Genomic DNA, 18,285 nt, shown 5'->3' on the forward strand with positions numbered 1-18,285 from the left:
GGAGCGGCGCCCTCCCCGCGCCCCCGGGAGCGCGCCGCTCCCCTGCCCGACGACACCACGAGTGGAGCTCCGACAATGCGTGTGATGGCGCAGATCGCCATGGTCATGAACCTCGACAAATGCATCGGCTGCCACACCTGTTCGGTCACGTGCAAACAGACCTGGACCAACCGCACGGGCACCGAGTACGCCTGGTTCAACAACGTCGAGACCCGCCCCGGCCAGGGCTACCCGCACGGCTACGAGGACCAGGACCGGTGGCGGGGCGGCTGGGAGCTGCGGCGTGGCCGGCTCGTGCCGCGTTCCGGCGGCCGGGCGCGGCGGCTGGCCCGCCTGTTCGCCAACCCCGAACTGCCCTCCCTGGAGGACTACTACGAGCCCTGGACCTACGACTACGCCAACCTCACCACCGCCCCTTTGGGCGACGACGTGCCGACCGCCCCGCCCCGGTCCCTGATCGACGGCCGGCCCATCTCCGTCACCGGCGGCCCGAACTGGGACGACGACCTGGGCGGCGGACCGGCGCACACCGCCGGCGACCCGATTTTGCGGAAGATCGGTGAGCAGGTGCGGCTGGAGTACGAGCAGGCGTTCATGTTCTACCTGCCCCGCATCTGCGAGCACTGCCTCAACCCGTCGTGCGTGGCCGTCTGCCCCTCGGGCGCGCTCTACAAGCGGATGGAGGACGGCATCGTCCTGGTGGACCAGGACCGCTGCCGGGGCTGGCGGATGTGCGTCAGCGGCTGCCCGTACAAGAAGGTCTACTTCAACCACTCCACCGGCAAGGCCGAGAAGTGCACCCTGTGCTACCCGCGCATCGAGGCCGGTGAGCCCACCGTCTGCTCCGAGACGTGCGTGGGCCGGCTGCGCTACCTCGGCGTCATGCTCTACGACCCGGACGCGGTCGGCCGCGCCGCCTCCGTCCCCAACGAGAAGGACCTGTACGAGGCGCAGCTCGGCTGCTTCCTCGACCCCGACGACCCTGAAGTGGCCCGCGCCGCCGAACAGGCCGGCATCCCGTACGACTGGATCACCGCGGCGCGCCGCTCCCCCGTCCGCGACCTGATCGTGAAGTACCGGATCGCGCTGCCGCTCCACCCGGAGTACCGCACCCTGCCCATGGTCTGGTACGTCCCGCCGCTCTCCCCCGTCGTCGAGGCGCTGACCCGCGACGGGCACGACGGGGAGGACCCGGCCGCCCTGTTCGGCGCCATCGACAGTCTGCGCATCCCGCTGTCCTACCTGGCCGAACTGTTCACCGCGGGCGACCCCGCCCCGGTCGAGGCCGCGCTGTGCCGGCTGGCGGCCATGCGCGTCCACATGCGGCGCGTCAACCTGGGCGAGGAGCAGGACCCCGCCATCGCGCGCGCCGTCGGGCTCGACGCGGCGGGCATAGAGGGGATGTACCGGCTGCTGGCCCTGGCCAAGTACGCCGAGCGGTACGTCATCCCGACCAGCTACACCGCCGAGCCCGGCAGCGCCGTGGACACCGGGTGCAGCCTGGACGGCGCGGACGGCCCCGGCATGTACGCGGCCGAGGCGCTGCACACCCTGCCCGAGGACGAGGCCGCCCCCGAGCCCGCCGGCACCGCGACCCGCGGTCGCGTCAACCTCCTGAACTGGGACGGCCGGGGGCGCCCGGCGGGACTGTTCCCCCGGCGGAACGCCCTCGGGGACACCACCCTCGGGGACGAGGCCCGCCCATGAACGGCACCACCGCCGTCCACCAGGCCGCCTCGCTGCTCCTGTACTACCCCGGGGACGGCTGGCCGGGCCTCCTCGGGCTGGTGCGCGAACAGCTCGGCACGGTCCGCGGCCCGGCCGCCCGGCCCCTGGTCCGTTTCTGCGACCGCATGGCCGACACGCCCGTCCTCGACGCGGCGGCCCACTACACCGACGTGTTCGACCGCACCCCGCGCCGCACCCTGCACCTGACCTACTACACCGACGGGGACACCCGCCGCCGCGGCGCCGCCCTCGCCCGTCTCAAGGCCCTCTACCAGCAGCACGGCTGGCAGCCCGCCCCCGACGAACTCCCCGACCACCTCGCCCTCATGCTGGAGTTCGCCGCCCGCTGCCCCCGGCCCGGCCGGCGCCTCCTCCACGACCACCGAGCCGCCGTCGAACTGCTGCGGACCGCACTCGACGCGCGCGGCACCCCGTACGCCCTGGTGCTGGAGTCCCTTTCGGCGACGCTCCCCGGCCCCCGCCCGGCGAATCGGGCTGCGGCCCGCCGACTGGCGCGGACGCCGCCGCCGGTCGAGCGGGTGGGGGTGGGGGACGACGCGCCGCCGATGGAGCGGGGTGGCGGGGGAGGCGCGTCGCCGACCGAGCTGACCGACCAAGAAGAACCGCGGCCGATCGAACGAGTCCGCCCGGAAGGCGCGTCGCCGACCGAACAGGTCAACCGGGGAGGCCCGTCGGAGACACGCCCCGGGGACCTCCCCGCATCCGTCTCTTCTTCGTCTCGGTCCGCCTCATCCCCGTCTCGCCGTGATGCCCGCCCGGCGGAAGGTGCCCCCCGATGAACCACCTGCACACCGCGCTGTGGGGCGTCCTGCCCTACCTCTGCCTCGTCTTGTTCGTCGCCGGCACCGTGTGGCGCTTTCGCCACGACCGCTTCGGCATCACCACCCGTTCCAGCCAGCTCCACGAACACCGCCTGCTGCGCGTCGCCTCGCCGCTGTTCCACTACGGCCTGCTCTTCGTCATCGGCGGCCATGTGGTGGGCCTGCTCGTCCCCGAAACCCTCACCGAGCGGTTGCGCGTCAGCGAGAGCACGTACCACGCCGCCGCCCTGGCCCTCGGCAGCCTGGCGGGCCTGGCGACGGTCGGCGGTTTCCTGCTCCTGATGTGGCGGCGCGTACGGGTACGCGCGGTACGGCGCGCCACCACCCGCGGTGACCTGGCGCTCTTCCCGCTGCTGGCCACCGTCCTGGTGGGCGGCCTCGTGGCGACGGTGACCCTCGCCTTCCCCCACCCCTACGACTACCGCGCCGGCCTGTCCGTGTGGTTCCGCAGCCTGTTCGCCCTCGACCCCGCGGTGCCCGCCATGGCGCACGCCCCGTTCGTCTACCAGCTCCACACCCTCCTCGCCATGCTCCTCTTCGCCCTGTGGCCCTTCAGTCGCCTCATCCACGCCTTCGCCGCCCCTATCGGCTACCTCGTCCGCCCGTATGTGGTCTACCGGTCCCGTGCCGGACGGGCACGGGGGTTCTCGGCGGCCCCGATGGCCGCCGCGGTGTCGCGGGTGCGGGGGCGGTCGGCGGGGGTGCGGTAGTCGTACCGGGGGGTGCGGTGGTCGCGGTGGGCGGGCGGGCCGCGGCGGCCTTCCGCGCCCGTGGGCCGCGTCGAGCGGGGGCCGGGGCGCCACCTGTTGGTGCGGGGTTTGCCGCCTTCGGCGGGAGGGGGGTGTGTGGGGCGGACGCCCGGTGTGTTTTGGGGTCGGGGCCGCCCCGGGGTACCTCCTCGCGGCAGTTGCGCTTACCCGATGTCATCTCGTGACGGGGCCGCCGCGCCCCAGTCCGCTGCGGGGGCACCCCGGGACGTCCCCTTCCGTCGGTTGCGCGTCCGCCCCTTTGTGGGGGGAGAGGAAGAAAAGAGCAGGCGCGGGCACTCGGGGCGCTGGGATTCGTCCGTCCTGGGGCGCGTCGGCCCGCGCCCCTCCTGTGAAACGCCGCTGTCCGCCCGGCCGCCCGCCGGGCCCTTGCGTGCGGCCGGGCCTTCGCGTACGCGTGGACACGGCGCACGGAGGAGTGCCCCGCCTCCGGCCCCGGACGGCCCCGGAGGCCTTTGTCCACGTCGTCGGCCACCCGCGCTGATCGCTTGTCAGTGGTCTCTGCGACAGTGGTGGACGTCAGCCCGTGCCGCGCCGTCGCGGGCCGTCCGGCCGGTGTCCGCGGAGCCGGCCGCGGCGGGGCGGCGCGGTGGCGGGGCGGCCCCGGCCGGACGGCCCGGGTGCCGGGCCGACGAGGACGAAGGAGAACCGGTGAACGTGCTCTTCCCCGCGCTGCGCGAGGCGTCGTCCGCGCCCGCGCTGCGCTTCGGTGACCGCCTGCTGACCTACCGCCGGCTGGCCGCGGTGGCGGGCCCGCTCGCCCAGCGGATCGGCGCGGAGACGAGGGTGGCGATCTGGGCCACGCCCACGCTGGAGACCGCCGTCGCCACGGTCGCCGCGCTGCTCGCGGGGGTGCCCGCCGTCCCGGTGAACCCGAAGATCGGCGAGCGCGAGCTGGCGCACATCGTGACGGACAGCGCCCCCACCCTCGTCCTGGCCGAGCCGGACGCCGTCCTCCCCGACGCCCTGGCCGCCCTCCCTCGTATGAACGTCGTCGATCCCTACGAGGCACGGATTCGGGGCGCACATGTGTCACCGACAACGGGAGCGGACGCGACACCGAAGGACGGGCCGGGCGCGACGGCGGAGGACGGGCAGGGCGCGGCGCCGGAATCCGCCACCCCGGAGCGCTCCCCCGAAGCGGCCCCCTCGGGCGCGGAGGCGATCCCCCCGGGCGCCATCGCCGATCCTGAGCCCGCGTACGTGGACGACCTGCCCCAGGAGCCCAACGCCGAGACGCCCGCGCTGATCGTCTACACCTCCGGCACGACGGGCCCGCCCAAGGGCGTCGTGCTCCCCCGCCGTGCCCTCGCCCACACCCTGGACGCCCTGGCGGAGGTCTGGCGGTGGACGGCCGACGACGTGCTCGTGCACGCCCTGCCGCTCTTCCACGTCCACGGGCTGGTGCTGGGCGTCCTGGGTCCGCTGCGCCGCGGCGGCAGCCTGCACCACTTGGGGCGCTTCTCCACCGAGGGCGTGGCCCGGGAGCTCGCTGCGGACGGCACGATGCTGTTCGGGGTGCCCACGATGTACCACCGGCTGGCCATCGAGGCGGAGGGTGATCCGGCGCTCGCCAAGGCGCTCGGCCGGGCCCGCCTCCTGGTCTCCGGCTCGGCGGCGCTGCCCCGTACGGACCACGAGCGGATCGCCGCGGCCACCGGGCGCCGGGTCGTCGAGCGGTACGGCATGACCGAAACACTCATGATCACGAGCGTGCGCGCCGACGGCGAACCGGCCACGGGGACGGTCGGCTCCCCCCTTCCCGGTGTGTACGTCCGGCTCGTCGACGACCACGGCGAGCCGATCCGGGACGACGACGGCGAGACCGTGGGGGAGATCCAGGTCCGCGGCCCGAACCTGTTCGTCGAGTACCTCAACCGTCCGGACGCCACCGCCGCGGCGTTCGACGGCGGCTGGTTCCGTACGGGGGACATGGCCACCCGGGACGCCGCGGGCAACTACCGCATCGTGGGCCGCAAGGCCACCGACCTCATCAAGAGCGGCGGGTACAAGATCGGCGCGGGTGAGATCGAGAACGCCCTGCTCGAACACCCGGGCGTCGCCGAGGCCGCCGTCACCGCCGAACCGGACGAGGACCTCGGGGAACGCATCGTCGCCTGGGTCGTCCGGGCCCCCGCCCCGGACGGAGCGTCCTCCGCGCGGGCGGACGTGCCGGCAGAACCGTACGAAGGAACGTCACCCACAGGGACCTCGGCCGCCCCTTCGGCGGAGGAACTGGCCGACCACGTCGCCCGGCAACTCGCCCCGCACAAGCGCCCGCGCGTCGTCCGCTTCCTGGACGCCCTGCCGCGCAACGACATGGGCAAGATCCTCAAGCGGGAACTCCGTGCCTGAGTCCCCGCCCTCCGGCTCCCCACCGCCGGGCCAGGCGCCGGCGCCTGGCCCGGCCGCGCCGCGCTGGTCCGCCCGGGAGGCCATCGCCGCGGTGACGGAGGAGTTCTCGGAGCTGCCCGCGCCACCCGCGCGCGCGGCGTCGCCGGTGGACGGGCCGCTCTCGTGGGACGGTTACGACGCCGCGCGCGACCGCGCCCGGGAACGCACCGGCGAGCCGGAGTCCGTGGTCACGGGCGTCGCCACGATCGGCGGGGCCCGGGCGGTGCTGGTCTCCTTCGAGTTCGGTTACCTGGGCGGCTCCCTCGGCGAGCGCACCGGCGACCGCCTCGCGACCGCCCATGCCCACGCCCGCGCGCTCCGGCTGCCGATCGTCTCGCTGATCGCCACGGGCGGCAGCCGGATGCAGGAGGGCATGCGGGCCCTGAGCCAGTTGCAGCGGCTGGCCGGCCAGTCGGCGCTGACCCGCGCGGCGGGGCTGCCGCAGATCGCCGTGCTGCGCGACCCGGCGACCGGCGGCGGCTGGGCCACCCTGGGCGCGGGGGCCGACGTCATCCTGGCCCTGCCGCGCGCACAGGTCGGCTTCGCCGGTTCCCGCGTCCGTCCCTGCGACGCCGACCCGCACGCCTACACCGCCGAGGCCCAGTGGTCCGCCGGCCACATCGACGCCCTCGTCCCGCCCCACCGCCTCCGCCCCACCCTGGCCCGCTGGCTGCGCCTCCTGGGCGGCCACGGGCCCGTGACGGCAGGAGGGACGGGCGGTACGGAGACGGCCGAGAGCGCCCCGGCCCCGGCGCCCGCGCCACCGCCGCACGCCTTGGGCGCGGCCGAGCTCCCCGCCACCGGCTGGGAGGCCGTGCGGCGTGCCCGGGACCCCCGCCGTCCACGCGCCGAGGCGTACCTGGACGCGTACTTCGACTGGCGGGAGGAGATCAGCGGCGACCGCTGCGGCGGTGTGGACGACGGCGTCCGCTGCGGCTTCGGCCTGCGGGACGGGCGGACGATCGCGTTCGCGGCGCAGTGCGGCACGCCCACCCGGCCGGCCGGTTTCCGCACGGCCGCCCGGCTGATCCGGTCGGCGGACCAGCTGTGCGTCCCGGTGCTCACGCTGGTGGACACGCCGGGCGCGGCCAACGACGCGCGGGCCGAACAGGAGGGCGCCGGCCCGGCCATCGCGGACGCCTTCGCCGCACTGGCCACGGCCCGTACTCCCCTCACCTCCCTGCTCATCGGCGAGGGCGGCTCCGGCGGGGCGCTGGCACTCGCCGCGCCGGACCGGCTGTGGGCCACTCCGGACAGCTACTTCTCCGTGATCGGCCCGGAATCGGCCGCCGCGATCCTCAAACGCGACGCGAACGAGATCCGGCACACGGCCGACCAACTGCGCCTCCGCCCCCAGGACTTGCTCGACCTGGGCATCATCCGCGGCATCGTCTCCAGGGCTCCCGGGGCCGGGCCTGCACCCTGACCCGGGTGAGAGCCCGCCCTCCGAGTCCTCGTCCGGGCCCTCGTCCGGGCCCGCACCCGCGCCTGCGTCCGCGCCTGCGTCCGCGCAGACCCCGAGCAGAACCCGCCGGGCGGCAGCGGCCCGGGGAACCAGGACGACGAAGAGCCACAGGCCAGCGGGCGGTCCTGCCCCCGGCCCGCAGGCACGGCTCGCAGCGCACAGCCTCCATCCACGGCCTGGCACGACGGGCGGGGACGTGTCACTGATCCGGGAGCCCAGGGGACACGAGCATCGCCCACCTCGGGGAACGCGATATACAGGGCCGCGCGTGCCCCAGGGGACCAGGACGACGAGAAGCGGGGCCCGCGGGGCTCCGCCCTGGCCCGCGCGGCTCTGCCCTGGCCCGCGCGGCTCCGCCTTGGCCCGCGCGCACGGCCTGGCGCACCGGGCACGGACACGTCGCTGATCCGGGAGCCCCATGGACAGGCGCACCACCGGCCTCGGACGGACAGGGCATGCACGGCCCGCGAGCCCCACGGGTGACGACTTCCCCGCCTTCCCTCACAGCCGAGCGCGCGTCAGCCGTCCCGCGTCAGCCGAGCACGCGTCACAGCCGACCGACCGGCGTGTCACAGCCGACCGCGACGGCGACTTCTCCGACGCTCCGGAACGGCGCCCCACCCCACCCACCCGCCACACGGGCTCAGCCGTCCGCGACCGACGCCCCCACCACCCGCAGCGCCTCGACCACCGCCCGGATCGACGGCCTGCGATCGGCGTCCGCGCGCCACACGGCATAGATGTGGCGGCGCATCGTGTGCCGTACGGGCACCACGCGCACCCCTTCCGGCACCGGCCCACGGCCGAGCCGGGGCGCCACCGCCACTCCGAGCCCGGCCGCGATGAGGGCGAGTTGGGTGTGGTGCTCACCGGCCAGGTGCGCGATGCGCGGTTCGATGCCCTTGCCCCGCAGCGTGAACGTCAGCCACTCGTGGCAGAGTTCGCCCTGCGGCCAGGAGATCCACTCGTCGTCGGCGAAGTCCTCCAGCTCCACCGTCCGGCGATCGGCCAGCGGGTGGTCCGCGGGCATCGCCAGGTCGGCCGGGTCGTCCAGCAGCGGCGCCTTGGCCAGGCCCTCCGGCAGGGACAGCGGCTGGTTGTACCAGTCCAGGACGACCGCGAGATCGGCACCGCCCCGCACCACGCTGAGCACGCCCTCCTCCGGTTCCTTCTCCAGCGTCCGCACCCGGAGCTTGGGGTGCTCACGGCGCAGGGTGGCGAGCGCGGTGGGGAAGAGGCCGCGTGCCGCGGTGGGGAACCCGCACAGCCGCAGTTCGCCGATCGCCTGGCCGCGGTGTGCCTCCAGGTCGGACCGGGCCAGTTCGACGTGGGACAGGATGCGGTCGGCGTGTTCGGCGAGGAGTTGGCCGGCATCGGTCAGGCGCACGCCCCGGCCGTTCTTGGTGAGCAGTTGCTGACCGGTCTCCCGCTCCAGCTTGGCGAGTTGCTGGGATACGGCGGAGCTGGTGACGTGCAGCCCCACGGCCGCCGCGGTCACCGACCCGTGCCGTGCCACCGCGCTCAGAATGCGCAAGCGCTCCAGATTCATCACGTAAGCGATGCTAAGCGATCACCCCCAGATAATTTCGCTTGTACTACGCGATCACCTCCAGCATCGTGACTTCATGAGCACCACCAGCCCCTCCGAACCGAACGGCTCCCCCGCCGCCCGCTCCCTCACCTCACCCCCGTTCCGCGTCCCCCTCCTCTCGCATCCCACCGACGCGGCCTCCACCCCGGCCCCACCGACCGCCCCGCCTCTCCCGGCGCCCACCGCGCCCCCGGCCGCCCCGGCCGCCCCGGACACCCCGACGGCCGGGCGGCAGTCCGACACGGGCGACGACGCCACGGCCGAATCCCCCCGCAAGGCCGCATCGGTCCCTGGGCGACCCCGGCTCGACTGGCGCATCCGCTTCGGCGCCCTGTCCCTGATCTGGGGCTTCAGCTTCCTGTTCATCAAGCTCGGCATGCAGACCTACGTGCCGCTGCACGTCACCTTGGGCCGGATGGTGTTCGGCACGGCGGTCCTGCTCGTCGTGCTCGTGTTCAAGCGCGAACGGCTGCCGCGCTTCGCCCGGACCTGGGGCCATCTGACGGTCGCCGCGTTCTTCCTCAACGCCCTCCCCTTCTCGCTCTTCGCCTACTCCGAACTGACCATCCCCTCCACCCTGGCCGGCATCTGCAACGCCACCTCCCCCCTGTGGGGCATGGCGCTCTCACTGGTGGCCCTCTCCGAGGACCGCCCCACCCGCCGCCGCGTCGCGGGCCTGGGCCTGGGTTTCCTGGGCGTGCTCACCGTGCTCGGCGCCTGGCAGGGTTTCGCCGGCACGGACCTGACCGGGACGGCGATGGCCCTGGGCGCTTCGCTGAGCTACCCCATCGGCTGGATCTACGTCCGGCGCACCCTCGGCGACACCGAGGAGTCCCACCTCTCGATAGCCGGCACCCAACTCCTCCTGGCCACCCTCCAACTGGGCGTGGTGTCCGCGTTCTTCACCTCTCTTCCGCATTCCTTCTCGATCGTCTCCCTGCTCGCGGTGGCCGCCCTCGGAGCGCTCGGCACCGGCTTCGCCTTCCTGCTGCAGTACGGCCTGGTGGCGGAGGTCGGGCCCACCACCGCGCAGATGGTGACCTACTTCGTTCCCGTGATCGCCGCCGCGGCGGGCGTGCTGGTCCTGAACGAGGAGTTCGGCTGGAACACTCCCGTCGGCGCTCTCATCGTCCTCGCCGGCGCCGCCCTGACCCAGACCCGCCCTCGCCGCACCGTCACGGGCACTGACACCACCACCAACGGCACTGGTACCGGCACCGATTCCGGCGTTTCCGCTCGCTCCGCGCCCGACGCAGTCGCCTCTCCCCCGGCTGCGTCGCCGCCATCCTCGCCCTCGGCCTCACCCTCCTCCCCGTCCTCTTCCCCGTCCCCTGACGCTCCGTCCCCCAACGCCGCACCTCCAGCCGCCGCCTCGACCAACGGCCACGCCCCCGTCTGACGTCGCCGCCACGCCCCTCTTCGCCAGGCCCGGAGCCCCGCGCCCCAACGGGAAGGGCGGAAGCACCCCGAAGCCCGGCCGTCCCGCCAACGGCCCGGGCCACGGCCGGGACCGCGCCCCCGCCCGCCTCGTCAGTCGTACCGACGAGCCTCGCCGGGCCCGATGGCGGAGGCCACCGCGTCCGCCACCGTCTCGATCTCCTCCTCGCTCAGGCCCGAGACGGTGACGCGTATCCCCGGCGGGGAGTCGACGCGGAACCGCGCCCCGGGCGCGACCGCCCACCCCGAGTGCAGCAACCGCGCCACCGCGCCCGTCTCGTCGCGCACCGGCACCCAGACGTTCATCCCACTGCGCCCCCGGGCCGCCACGCCCCGCTCCCCCAGCGCCGCTGTCAGAGCCTCCCGTCGCCGCCCGTAGGAGGCCGCGACCTCCTCGGGCCGCACCACCTGCCGCCGCCACAGGTGCGCCACCGTGTCCTGAAGGAGATGGCTCACCCATCCGGGGCCGAGCCGCTGCCGCCCACCGACCCGGTCCACCGTCACCTCGTCGCCGGTCAGCACCGCCAGCCGCAGGTCGGGCCCGTATGCCTTGGCCGTCGAGCGCATCAGCACCCAGTGCCGCGTCACCCCGGCCAGCGGATGCAGCGGCAGGTCGACGATGGCGTGGCCGTGGTCGTCCTCGATCAGCAGGATGTCCGGATACTCGGCCAGCAGAGACCGCAGCGCGGTGGCGCGCCGCTCGGTCAGCGCGGCGCCGGTCGGGTTCTGCGCCCGGTCGGTGACCACCAGCGCCCGGGCCCCCTCGTCCAGCGCACGGCTCACCTGCCCGACCAGCGGCCCCTCGTCGTCCACGCCCACCGGAGCGACCCGCAGCCCGAGCGCCGGGATGAGATCCAGCAGACTGCCCCAGCCGGGGTCTTCCACGGCGACCGTGTCGCCGGGCCGCAGGTGAGCGGCGAGCACCCGCTCGATGGCGTCCAGCGATCCGGAAGTGACGGCTATGGGGCCTTCCGGAACCCCGTCCGCGGCGAAGTGCGCCCGGGCCAGCTCCCCGATCTCCACGCCGACCGCGGGCGCGCCGTACAGCGTCGGCGCCTTGGCGTAGCGCGCCGCCACCTCCGCCAGCGCCCGTTCGAGCGGAGGCAGCAGCCCGGGGTCGGGGTTGCCGCTCGACACGTCCCGCACCCCCGGGGGCACCTGGACTTGCAGCGCCTCGCGCGATGTCGTGGCCGGCCGCCGGCGCACCCGACTGCCGCGACGACCCGCCGTTTCGATGACTCCCCGGTCGCGCAGCGTCCGGTACGCGGACGCGACCGTATTGGGATTGACCTCCAAGTAGACGGCCAACTCCCGCAGCGGGGGCAGGACTTCGCCCGGTAGGAGCTCGCCCGCACCGATGGCTCGCTCGACGCTGGCGGCAATCTCCGATGCGCGCCGCCCTTCGATCCGATACTCTCCTAGCACAAACTCAACTTTGCACTAATGCAATGGAGATGTCAATGGCCGAATCCGCTTCCTACGTCCCCACCGATCGCACGGTCCCCACGCGGTCCCGCGACCGTGCCGCGTACGACCACGAAACGGTGCACGCCATCCTCGACGCCGGCTACGTCTGCCACCTCGGCTTCGTCCGCGACGGCGCGCCGGTGGTCCTGCCCACGCTGTACGGCCGCGTGGAGGACCGGCTCTACGTACACGGTTCGACCGGCTCGCGCCCGCTGCGGATGGCCGGCGCGGCCAAGGACCCCGGCCTGCCGGTGTGCGTCACCGTCACGCACGTGGACGGCCTGGTCCTGGCCCGGTCCGCCTTCCACCACTCCATCAACTACCGCAGCGTCGTCGTGCACGGCGTCGCCTACGAGGTCATCGACGAAGCCGAGAAGCGAGCCGCGCTGGACGCCCTGGTCGATCACGTCCTGCCGGGCCGCGCCGCCGACTCCCGTCCGGCGAACGCCAAGGAACTCGCCGCCACCGCCCTGATCCGCCTCGACCTGCGCGAGGTGTCGGCCAAGACGCGTACCGGCGGCCCCAACGACGAACCGGAAGACCTCTCCCTCCCCTACTGGAGCGGCGTCCTGCCGGTGTCGCCCGTGTACGGCACCCCGATACCCGCCGACGACCTGGCCCCGGGCCTGCCCGCCCCCGCCTACCTCGCGGCCCGCTGAGGAGGGGCGATGCCCGTCCAGCCGCGGGACGCCCCCACCGACGACTCCGCGCGGCAGGACCGGCTCGCCGAGCGCGACGTCCCCTGCGGACGCGCCCGCTCCCACGAGCAGCGGCGGCTGACGGCGAGACAGCGCTGATCCAGGGGACGACGGACGGGGCCGCGAACGGACGGACGCGGACGAAAGCCGGGGCCGGCCCGCCCGAGCACAAGCACGGCCCGCCCTGAGCACAGGCACGGTCCGCTCCGAGCACAAGCACGGGTCCGCCCTGAGCACGACCATGCGCGATCAGCCCCGTCCGATGAGCCCCAGGCAGGAGCACCGGCCACCGCGGACAAGGACGCCCGCCGGTGGCTGGACAGCGCCGTTGACCACCCTCATCGGCGGCAGTTCCATGGAGGACGCCGCTGCCCCGTCGTCATCGGCGCCTTACGGATCCGACACGGGCCGCGATCCGCGCAGCAGGCTCCTCCAGAGGGAACACCCCGGTAGCGCGAAAGGAAGGTGGGTCTCCATGGCTCACGACATCACCGAGGGCAAGTTCAGCATCCTCTTCGACTGGTTCGACCGCACCCAGGACGGCTGGCTCACCCGTGACGACTTCGAGCAGATGGCCGAGTTGTTCACGGCGGTGGCGCGCCCCGACGACCACGAGAACAGGGACGCCCTGCGGGAGGCGTTCACCAGGTGGTGGGACGTCCTGATCGACGCGGGTGCCGGGAACGGCGAGGCGCGGGTGGGGCGCGGGGCGTTCATCGGCGTCATGCGCTCGCACGTCACCGACCCGAAGACCTTCGAGCACGTCGTGCTGCCGATCGCCGACGCGCTCATGCGCGCTCTCGACACGGACCGCGACGGCGAGCTCACAACCGACGAATACGTACGGATGTATGACGCGCTGGGCATCGACCCCGCGACATCCACCCCCGCCTTCCACCGGCTGGACCGCGACGGCAACGGCGTGATCAGCCACGCGGAGTTCCGTACCGCCATCGAGGAGTTCTACCTGAGCCCGGACCCGGAGGCCCCCGGCAACTGGCTGCTCGGATCGCCGCTCGCACCGCGTTAGGCCACCACGGGCTGACCGGCGCACGCTGATCCCGGAAACGTTCGTACTGTCCTCACAGGCAACCGATCCCGCCGTTAAGGAACGGCCGACCCCGTGCGCCTCCCCTCGTCCGGCCGCTCCGTCCCGTCCGTCCCGTCCGTCGCGACCCCCACCGCACCGCCCACCAGGGCCTCCGACGCCGCGGCCCCGCCCGCCTTCGGCGCGGCGGACTGCGCGATGAAGGCGCCGATCAGCACGATCACGCCGCCCGCGATCTGCGGCAAGGACAGGTGTTCACCGAGCAGCACCCACGCCAGCACGGTCGCGATCACCGCCTCCAGGCAGGCCACCACGCCGGCCACCTGGGGCGAGAGCCTGCGGATCGAGACCACCCCGGTCAGATACGCCAGCACCGTCGAGACCAGGACGACCCAGCCGAGCAGCAACACGGCGGGGACCCAGACGCCGTTCAGGGACGCGGTGCCGGACAGCACGGACCAGTCCAGTCGCCAGGGCTGCGTGATCAGCGTGAGGGCCACCGCGCCGATCAGCAGCCCGTAGGCGATCACGCCCAGCGGATCCGCGGTGTCCGCGCCGTCGCCTCCCTGGTCGGACAGGACGAAATACCCCACCTGGCAGCAGGCCGCGCCGAGCGCGAGGGCCAGCCCCACCGCGTCGAACCGCAGCCCCGACCACACCTCCACCACGCACACCAACCCGCCGGCCGCCAGGACGACGCCCCAGGCGGCGGCCCGCGTCACCGGTTTGCGCTGGACGAAGCGCACCCAGCCCAGCACCAGCGCGGGCGCCAGATACTCGATCAGCAGGGCGACGCCGACGGGTATCCGGGAGATCGCGGCGAAGTAGCACGCCTGCACCCCCGTCACGGCGAGCAGCCCGAAGCCGACGAGCAACGCGGGCCGGCGCCTGAGCAGCCCGCGGTGCCGCCAGGCGACGGGCAGCATGACGAGCGCGGCGCACACCACCCGCAGCCACGTCACGTGCAGGGGCTGCAACCCCGCCTCGATCAGCGGCTTGGCGGCGACGCCCGATCCGCCGAAGGCGCAGGCCGAGACCAGCGCCAGACCGAGTCCCGTGTTCCGCCGGACGTTGTGACTCCCCGAAGTCGCGTGCATCGGATCATGATGGCAGGCAGGGTCAAGGGGGACCCTCCGTGGCGCGGGGCGGCCGTGGTGCGGACCGCGCTCGGCCTCGTACCGGCGATCTCGTGGCGGATGCCGGCGCCCGCCCGGCCGGGGATCGGTTCATCGGGCGTGGCGACGACAGTCAGGATGCCAGGCGGCCACCGGCGCACAGGAGCACCCGCTCACCGCACCCTCACGTCACCCTGTCGCCCCGTCACCGCGCCGCCGCGTCCCCCCGTCGCCGGGCCGCGTCGCCCACGAGCCGCGCGGCCACCAGGGACGTGTCCACGGACGCGCGGCGCAGCACCTCGACCGCACGGGACTCCGGGTCGCCCAGCAGCGCGGCGAGCAGATCGAGGCAGTCGGCGTGATCGGCGCGGCGGGCGCGCGCGAGCGTCCGCGCGCCGTCGACGGCCGCCAGCGCCGCCGGGGACCAACCGGGAGCCCCGCCCTCGACCACCGGCACCGTCCCGGAGTCCTCCACCCGGCCGTGCCACCGGAGTCCGTACCCGATGCTGCGCTGCACGAGGTAGCCGAGCAGCCGCGCGACCGGCGGGCCCGCGCCGTCGAACATCGCCCGTACGGCGGCGTCCGACTCCAGCAGGCCGTGCAACAGGTGGGCGGTGTCCACCTGGCGGTCACCGTCGCGGGTGGCCCGCCTGCGGGCGGCGGAGAGCACGGCCGCGAGTTCCGCGGTGAGCCGGGTGCCGGGGCCCTCCTGCCGCGGATCGGCTCCGCTGTCATACGCGGTACGGTTCAACACCCTCCCCACCCCACCAGGCCCGCACCGACGGAGCATCCCCGCCGGGAAGCATTCGCGCGTCCCACCCTGGTTGCGCACTCCGGCAGGGCGCCTCCTCCCTGGGGAGGAGAAAAGAACCGGCCGGTACGAGAGCGGCCGGTGTCCCGGATCTTCTCCCCCGAGACGGGGCACCTCTGGCGTCACGAGAAAACGCACGTCATCGGCGGGGTCGCCACCCCTATAAAACCCCGAGGGCCTGCGTCCGCACCCTTGCTGGACGCGGACACAGGCCCCTGACGGAACGCGGATGCCCCGCCGGCGCTCACTCATCCTCGGCGAGGATGAGGTACAGCTCCTTCCGGGCCTTGTTGACCACGGCGATGGCCTTCTCCCGCTGCTCCGGCGTGCCGGTGTCCCAGACCTGCTTGAAGGCCTCGATCAGGCCGCCGCCGGCTTTGCGGATCTCGTGCATCGCCTCCCAGTCGATGCCGCGCCCGGCGGCCTCCCAGGGTGCGTCCGGTCCGTTTCCGGCTTCGGCGGTACCGGTTTCGGTCAGCGAGAAGAGCTTCTTGCCGCCTTCTGTCGCGCTCGTGATCAGTCCCTCGTCCTCCAGGAGCTGGAGGGTGGGGTAGACCGAGCCGGGGCTCGGCTTCCAGGCGCCGCCGCTGCGCTCGGCGATCTCCTGGATCATTTCGTAGCCGTGCATCGGCCGGTCCTTGAGCAGCGCCAGGATGGAGGCGCGGACATCGCCGCGCCGCGCCCTCCCGCGCGGGCCGCCACCCCGGCCCCGGCCGCCGAACGGCGGTCCGAACGGGCCGAAGGCCGCGCGCAGCCCTTCGACCCGCGCCTCGAAGTCGCCCCAGCCGCCTTGGCGCCCGGGTCCGCAGTGCTCGTGTCCATGAGGTCCGTGCGTACGCATGGTGATGATCCTTTCCTCGTCGGTCAGCCTCTTATCGATCTATCACGACTCTCTTTGATCTATTACTGATCTGTCGCGATGCTTCAACGATATATCGGTACGAGTGGCATGACAAGCCTGCCCGGTCCAATTTCCGGAAATTGGCCTTGGCCTGCGGCTTTGTCGCGGACCTACGCTCCCGTCATGAGAATCCGCATCGTCGACGCCTTCACCGACCGCCCCTTCTCAGGGAACCCCGCCGGAGTCGTCCTCCTCGACGCCGCGAACACCGGCGGCGCCGTCGGCCGGGACGGCTCCCACCCCACCGGGGACCACCCGGGATTCCCCGACGACGCGTGGCTCCAGCACGTCGCCGCGGAGGTCAATCTCGCCGAGACCGCCTTCGCCCACCCGCTGCCGGAAGGGGCCGACGCCGACTGGGCGCTGCGCTGGTTCACACCGGCCACCGAGGTCGACATGTGCGGCCATGCCACTTTGGCCACCGCGCACGTCCTGCACACCACCGGGACCGCCACCGGCACCGTCCGCTTCCGCACCCGCAGCGGCATCCTGATCACCACGGCCGACGACAGCGGCGCGATCACCATGGATTTCCCGACCGCCGAACTGACGCCGGTCCCGGTGCCCCAGGTGGTCGCCGACGCGCTGGGCGTCGAGATCCTGTCCGCCTACGACACCGGGGAGAACGTCGGCGACCTGCTGGTCGAGCTGCCCGACGAGAAGTCCGTGCGCGCCCTGGACCCCGACCTCCGGGCCCTGGCGGGCCACGGCGGGCGCGGCGTCATCGCCACCGCGCGGGCCGAGGACCCGGCCGGCGGCCACGACTTCGTCTCCCGCTGCTTCTTCCCCGCCGTGGGCATCGACGAGGACACCGTGACGGGCAGCGCGCACACCGCGCTCGCCCCCTTCTGGTCGGCCCGCCTCGGCCGTGACGACCTCACGGGCCTTCAGGGCACGGCCAAGCGCAAGGGCACCGTCCGCACCGGCCTGCGCGGCGACCGCACGCTGCTGACCGGTACCGCCGTCACCGTCATCGACGGCGAACTCCACGCTCCGGTCCCCGACGCCCTGCCGTCTCCGGTCCCGTCCGCCCGGCCATAGAGGACACCTGCCTCGATCCGGGCGCCCGTCGACATACGCGAGGGCCCGCCACCGACGTGCGCGTGTCGGCGGCGGGCCCTCGTCCTCCGTCGGAACGACCGTCAGGCCGTGGGCAGCCAGCCCACCTTGCCCGCGAGGAGCGCGTACCCCACGAACGCCACGATGTCGATGAGCGCGTGCGCCGCCACCAACGGCCCGACCCGCCCCCACCTGCGGTACAGCAGCACGAACAGCACGCCCATCACCATGTTGCCGACGAACCCGCCGATGCCCTGGTAGAGGTGGTAGGAGCCGCGCAGGACGGCGCTCGCCGCCAGGACGGCAACCGGCGTCCACTTCAGCTGCCCCAGGCGACGCACCAGGTATCCGACGACGATGACCTCCTCCACCACCGCGTTCTGCACGGCGGAGGCGATCAGTACCGGGAACTTCCACCACACCTCGGGCAGCGACTCCGGCACCACCGTGAGGTTGAACCCGGCCGCCCGCGCCCCCAGATAGAGCAGCAGCCCGCTTCCCCCGATGACCGCCGCCACGCCCGCGCCGCGGCCCAGGTCGCTCCAGGGCCGCCGCCGGTCGAAGCCGACCGCCCGCAACCCGCCGGCCCGCTCCCGCGTCAGCAGGTGGGCCACCAGCGCGACCGGTACCAGGGCGGTCGCGATGCCGAACAGCTGCCAGGCCAGGTCCAGCCACGGCCGGCCGGGGGCGTGTGACGCGTTGAGGTTCGCCGCCTGGTCCTTCAGGCCGCCCGGCCGGGTCAGCGCCCCGATGAAGCTGATGACCGCCGAGACGGCACTCGCCCCCAAGGAGAGCGCGAGGACCAGCAGCGTCTCGGACCGCAGCACCCGGCGCGGCAGGCCCGTTCCCGTCCGTTCCTCCCGCCGCTCACCGGCCCCGGGGGTCTCGGCGCCCGCCACCGGGCTCGCGTCCGACTGCACAGGTACCTCCGGTCGTTGCACGCCACCGCCTCGTGGTCCTCC

Annotated in this window: 16 protein-coding genes; 10 read left to right on the forward strand and 6 right to left on the reverse strand. The window is 73.8% G+C overall.

Annotated features, from left to right (window positions below):
- Positions 1-75 precede the first annotated feature (75 nt).
- The 5 genes from narH to ABZX96_RS24665 all read left to right on the forward strand — a co-directional run bounded on the left by narH (position 76) and on the right by ABZX96_RS24665 (position 7,157).
- Complete coding sequence (narH, locus tag ABZX96_RS24645; RefSeq protein ID WP_355548289.1) at positions 76-1,707, forward strand: nitrate reductase subunit beta; 1,632 nt, start codon at positions 76-78, stop codon at positions 1,705-1,707.
- The gene (narJ, locus tag ABZX96_RS24650) at positions 1,704-2,528 is read left to right on the forward strand and encodes a nitrate reductase molybdenum cofactor assembly chaperone (RefSeq protein ID WP_355548292.1); all 825 of its coding nucleotides are present in this window, start codon (positions 1,704-1,706) and stop codon (positions 2,526-2,528) included. The genes narH and narJ overlap by 4 nt, the downstream gene beginning before the upstream one ends.
- The gene (gene narI, locus ABZX96_RS24655) at positions 2,525-3,280 is read left to right on the forward strand and encodes a respiratory nitrate reductase subunit gamma (protein WP_355548295.1); all 756 of its coding nucleotides are present in this window, start codon (positions 2,525-2,527) and stop codon (positions 3,278-3,280) included. Before narJ ends, narI begins: the two co-directional genes overlap by 4 nt.
- 708 nt (positions 3,281-3,988) lie before the next feature.
- Positions 3,989-5,692 carry an acyl-CoA synthetase gene (locus tag ABZX96_RS24660; RefSeq protein WP_355548297.1) on the forward strand — a complete coding sequence of 568 codons (1,704 nt, stop codon included), beginning with the start codon at positions 3,989-3,991 and terminating at the stop codon, positions 5,690-5,692.
- A 91-nt stretch (positions 5,693-5,783) separates the two neighbouring features.
- Positions 5,784-7,157 carry a carboxyl transferase domain-containing protein gene (locus ABZX96_RS24665; protein ID WP_355548367.1) on the forward strand — a complete coding sequence of 458 codons (1,374 nt, stop codon included), beginning with the start codon at positions 5,784-5,786 and terminating at the stop codon, positions 7,155-7,157.
- A gap of 682 nt (positions 7,158-7,839) precedes the next feature.
- On the opposite strand, the gene ABZX96_RS24670 is transcribed toward ABZX96_RS24665, so the two are convergent.
- Positions 7,840-8,748, reverse strand: a complete 909-nt coding sequence (locus ABZX96_RS24670; protein ID WP_355548300.1) for a LysR family transcriptional regulator — start codon at positions 8,746-8,748, stop codon at positions 7,840-7,842.
- A 355-nt stretch (positions 8,749-9,103) separates the two neighbouring features.
- Here ABZX96_RS24670 and ABZX96_RS24675 point away from each other — a divergent pair, with 355 nt between their 5' ends.
- Positions 9,104-10,186, forward strand: a complete 1,083-nt coding sequence (locus ABZX96_RS24675) for a DMT family transporter (RefSeq protein ID WP_355548370.1) — start codon at positions 9,104-9,106, stop codon at positions 10,184-10,186.
- A gap of 131 nt (positions 10,187-10,317) precedes the next feature.
- Here ABZX96_RS24675 and ABZX96_RS24680 read toward each other — a convergent pair whose 3' ends face one another.
- The gene (locus tag ABZX96_RS24680; protein WP_355548303.1) at positions 10,318-11,649 is read right to left on the reverse strand and encodes an aminotransferase class I/II-fold pyridoxal phosphate-dependent enzyme; all 1,332 of its coding nucleotides are present in this window, start codon (positions 11,647-11,649) and stop codon (positions 10,318-10,320) included.
- Between the two features lie 35 nt (positions 11,650-11,684).
- On the opposite strand from ABZX96_RS24680, the gene ABZX96_RS24685 reads away from it, so the two are divergent.
- From ABZX96_RS24685 to ABZX96_RS24695, 3 genes are all read left to right on the forward strand, one after another.
- A complete protein-coding gene (locus ABZX96_RS24685; RefSeq protein WP_355548306.1) occupies positions 11,685-12,350 on the forward strand; it encodes a pyridoxamine 5'-phosphate oxidase family protein in 666 nt (221 codons plus the stop codon).
- A gap of 9 nt (positions 12,351-12,359) precedes the next feature.
- Positions 12,360-12,488: a hypothetical protein gene (locus ABZX96_RS24690; RefSeq protein WP_355548308.1), complete on the forward strand. Its 129-nt coding sequence runs from the start codon at positions 12,360-12,362 to the stop codon at positions 12,486-12,488.
- A gap of 376 nt (positions 12,489-12,864) precedes the next feature.
- Positions 12,865-13,419 carry an EF-hand domain-containing protein gene (locus tag ABZX96_RS24695; protein ID WP_355548311.1) on the forward strand — a complete coding sequence of 185 codons (555 nt, stop codon included), beginning with the start codon at positions 12,865-12,867 and terminating at the stop codon, positions 13,417-13,419.
- A 74-nt stretch (positions 13,420-13,493) separates the two neighbouring features.
- Here the strand turns inward: ABZX96_RS24695 and ABZX96_RS24700 are convergent, their stop codons facing one another.
- The 3 genes from ABZX96_RS24700 to ABZX96_RS24710 form a co-directional block, all read right to left on the reverse strand.
- Positions 13,494-14,534 carry an EamA family transporter gene (locus ABZX96_RS24700; RefSeq protein ID WP_355548314.1) on the reverse strand — a complete coding sequence of 347 codons (1,041 nt, stop codon included), beginning with the start codon at positions 14,532-14,534 and terminating at the stop codon, positions 13,494-13,496.
- Between the two features lie 223 nt (positions 14,535-14,757).
- Positions 14,758-15,306 carry a Clp protease N-terminal domain-containing protein gene (locus tag ABZX96_RS24705; protein WP_355548317.1) on the reverse strand — a complete coding sequence of 183 codons (549 nt, stop codon included), beginning with the start codon at positions 15,304-15,306 and terminating at the stop codon, positions 14,758-14,760.
- 301 nt (positions 15,307-15,607) lie between these two features.
- Positions 15,608-16,204, reverse strand: a complete 597-nt coding sequence (locus ABZX96_RS24710) for a PadR family transcriptional regulator (RefSeq protein ID WP_355548320.1) — start codon at positions 16,202-16,204, stop codon at positions 15,608-15,610.
- A gap of 183 nt (positions 16,205-16,387) precedes the next feature.
- Here ABZX96_RS24710 and ABZX96_RS24715 point away from each other — a divergent pair, with 183 nt between their 5' ends.
- Entirely contained in the window at positions 16,388-17,305 is a 918-nt protein-coding gene (locus ABZX96_RS24715; protein WP_355548323.1) for a PhzF family phenazine biosynthesis protein, read from the forward strand.
- Positions 17,306-17,406: 101 nt separating this feature from the next.
- On the opposite strand, the gene ABZX96_RS24720 is transcribed toward ABZX96_RS24715, so the two are convergent.
- Positions 17,407-18,162: a type II CAAX endopeptidase family protein gene (locus ABZX96_RS24720; protein WP_355548373.1), complete on the reverse strand. Its 756-nt coding sequence runs from the start codon at positions 18,160-18,162 to the stop codon at positions 17,407-17,409.
- Positions 18,163-18,285: the final 123 nt, after the last annotated feature.

This window comes from Streptomyces sp. NPDC003077 (assembly GCF_040611095.1).
In the GTDB taxonomy this organism is placed as follows: domain Bacteria; phylum Actinomycetota; class Actinomycetes; order Streptomycetales; family Streptomycetaceae; genus Streptomyces.

Coding starts and splice junctions, on each gene's coding strand:
- narH (WP_355548289.1), top strand. CDS start 76: ATGCGTGTGATGGCGCAGATCGCCATGGTCATGAACCTCGACAAATGC.
- narJ (WP_355548292.1), top strand. CDS start 1,704: ATGAACGGCACCACCGCCGTCCACCAGGCCGCCTCGCTGCTCCTGTAC.
- narI (WP_355548295.1), top strand. CDS start 2,525: ATGAACCACCTGCACACCGCGCTGTGGGGCGTCCTGCCCTACCTCTGC.
- ABZX96_RS24685 (WP_355548306.1), top strand. CDS start 11,685: ATGGCCGAATCCGCTTCCTACGTCCCCACCGATCGCACGGTCCCCACG.
- ABZX96_RS24690 (WP_355548308.1), top strand. CDS start 12,360: ATGCCCGTCCAGCCGCGGGACGCCCCCACCGACGACTCCGCGCGGCAG.
- ABZX96_RS24695 (WP_355548311.1), top strand. CDS start 12,865: ATGGCTCACGACATCACCGAGGGCAAGTTCAGCATCCTCTTCGACTGG.
- ABZX96_RS24700 (WP_355548314.1), bottom strand. CDS start 14,534: ATGCACGCGACTTCGGGGAGTCACAACGTCCGGCGGAACACGGGACTC.
- ABZX96_RS24710 (WP_355548320.1), bottom strand. CDS start 16,204: ATGCGTACGCACGGACCTCATGGACACGAGCACTGCGGACCCGGGCGC.
- ABZX96_RS24715 (WP_355548323.1), top strand. CDS start 16,388: ATGAGAATCCGCATCGTCGACGCCTTCACCGACCGCCCCTTCTCAGGG.